This window comes from Streptomyces tricolor, from assembly GCF_002155905.1.
In the GTDB taxonomy this organism is placed as follows: domain Bacteria; phylum Actinomycetota; class Actinomycetes; order Streptomycetales; family Streptomycetaceae; genus Streptomyces; species Streptomyces tricolor.
In genome coordinates this window covers 1-1,881 of sequence record NZ_MUMF01000841.1, presented here as the reverse complement: position 1 = coordinate 1,881, position 1,881 = coordinate 1, and the positions used below count along the sequence as shown (strand labels likewise).

Sequence of the window (1,881 nt, the reverse complement as noted above, 5' to 3'; positions counted from 1 at the left end):
GGGCGGGCAAGGTCCGGCGGGCGGCGGCGAAGGGGGGCGAATTGAGGGACACCGGTCCGGCGGTCACGGGGCCTGCGGTCACCGGTCCGCCGGTCATGGGACCTGCGGTCCCGGGGCCTGCGGTCGCCGGGCCCCCGGTCACGGGGACCGCGGCTGCGGGGCCTGCGATCACGGCGCCTGCGGTCACAGGCCTTGTGCCTACGGCCCCCGCACCGGCACCCCCGCCACCTCAGCACGAGGTTCCGGCACCTCGCAGCGAACCAGTGCCGCAGGCGTCGGGCGCCTTCCCGGCCGGCGGCGAGCGCCTGGGCGGGTGGGAACGCGTCCTCATCGCGCCCCGGGAGAGCCGGCACGCCACCGCGGCCCGGGCCGTACACGACGCGGAGGGCCCCCTCCTCCTCGTCACCTCCGACCCGGTGCTCTGGGCGGAGACGAAGGACACCCGCGCCAAACTGGGCCCCACCCTCCTGTACGACCCCACGCACCTGTGCGACACCCCGGCCCGCCTCCACTGGCCCCCCACCAGCGGCTGCGAGGACAAGCAGACGGCCCTGCACCGGGCGACGGCTCTGCTGGCCCCCGTCCGGCCCGCCGCCAAGATCGACCAGGCGGTGGCCGACACGGCGATCACCCTCCTCCGCAGCTACCTGCACGCCGCCGCCCTGGAGAACCGGACCGTCCGTCACGTCCACCGCTGGTCCCAGGGCCTCCAGGTGCACGAGGCCGTCCGCACCCTCCGTACCCACGCCAAGGCCGCCCCTGGTGCCGCGGGGGAACTGGAGGCGGCACTCACCGCGCACCCCGAACGCCGGGACATCGCCCAGGAGCTGACCAGCAGGGCCCTCGCGGCCCTGTCCACGGTCAACGTCCGCGAGGCCTGCACCCCGAACCGAACTGATGCGCTGGCCCTGGATTCCTTCGTGCACGAAGGGGGCACGCTGTATGTGGTGGGTGAATCCATCGAGGACCCCAGGAGCAGGCCGGGCGCGATGCCGCTCCTGACGGCCCTCGTCTCCAGCGTGGTCGAGCGCGGCCGGCGCATGGCCGAACGGTCATCCTCCGGTCGGCTCGACCCACCACTCACCTTGGTCCTGGACGACATCGCGGCCGTGGCCCCGTTCCCCGAGCTGCCGGCCCTGCTCGCCACGGGAGCCGACCAGGGCCTGCCGACGCTCGCTCTGCTCCGCTCCCGCGAGCAGGCCCGCTCCCGCTGGCCGCACCAGGAACTGCCGGTCTAGGCCGACCGCTCCAGGACGAACTCCCACTCCGTCTCCGCCTCGTCCTTCGAGAACGACACGACGTCCCCGCTCGGCACGAAGCCGATCTTCCGGTACGCCGCCTGGGCCCGCGCGTTCTTCTCATGGACGTACAGCCGTACGCGCTCGGCCTTCTGCTCCCACGCCCAGGCCACAGCGGCCTCGAAGAGCGCCTCGATCAGCCCGTTCCCCCGGTGCTCGGGGCGGACGAACACCCCGGCCGCGTGGCCTTGCCGCCGCTCGACCGGGGCTCCGGCCCAGTCCTTGGTCCCGGGCTCTTCCATGAGCACGGTCACCGAGCCGGCCCAGGTCCCGTCGGGCGCCTCGGCGATGAACTGCCGGCCCGTGGTGGATCCCTCGCCGGACCGGACGGCCCGGTCCTGCCAGAAGGAGTCCGGCTGGGCCGCGGCGTTCTCGTACGTCTCCAGGAAGGCGAGGTGGGCGACCGGATCCCGCAGCGCGTCCAGCCGCAGCTGCTTCACCCGCTCCCAGTCGTCGGGGCGTATGGCGCGGACAAGGTAGTCATGGTCGTTGCTGCTCGGAAGGCTCATGAGCCCACCGTAAACGCAGAAAACCCCCGCATCATTTCGATGCGGGGGTTTTCCCAAAAATTGTTCGGCGGCGT

General features: G+C 73.0%; 2 protein-coding genes. One reads left to right on the top strand and one right to left on the bottom strand.

The window, feature by feature from the left end:
• On the top strand, positions 1-1,238 hold a 1,238-nt coding region (locus CCN44_RS40490), incomplete at its 5' end, for a type VI secretion protein (RefSeq protein WP_414820553.1).
• On the opposite strand, the gene CCN44_RS40485 is transcribed toward CCN44_RS40490, so the two are convergent.
• Positions 1,235-1,807, bottom strand: a complete 573-nt coding sequence (locus CCN44_RS40485) for a GNAT family N-acetyltransferase (protein WP_086704158.1) — start codon at positions 1,805-1,807, stop codon at positions 1,235-1,237. The genes CCN44_RS40490 and CCN44_RS40485 overlap by 4 nt on opposite strands.
• Between the last annotated feature and the right edge of the window lie 74 nt (positions 1,808-1,881).

Coding starts and splice junctions, on each gene's coding strand:
- CCN44_RS40485 (WP_086704158.1), bottom strand. CDS start 1,807: ATGAGCCTTCCGAGCAGCAACGACCATGACTACCTTGTCCGCGCCATA.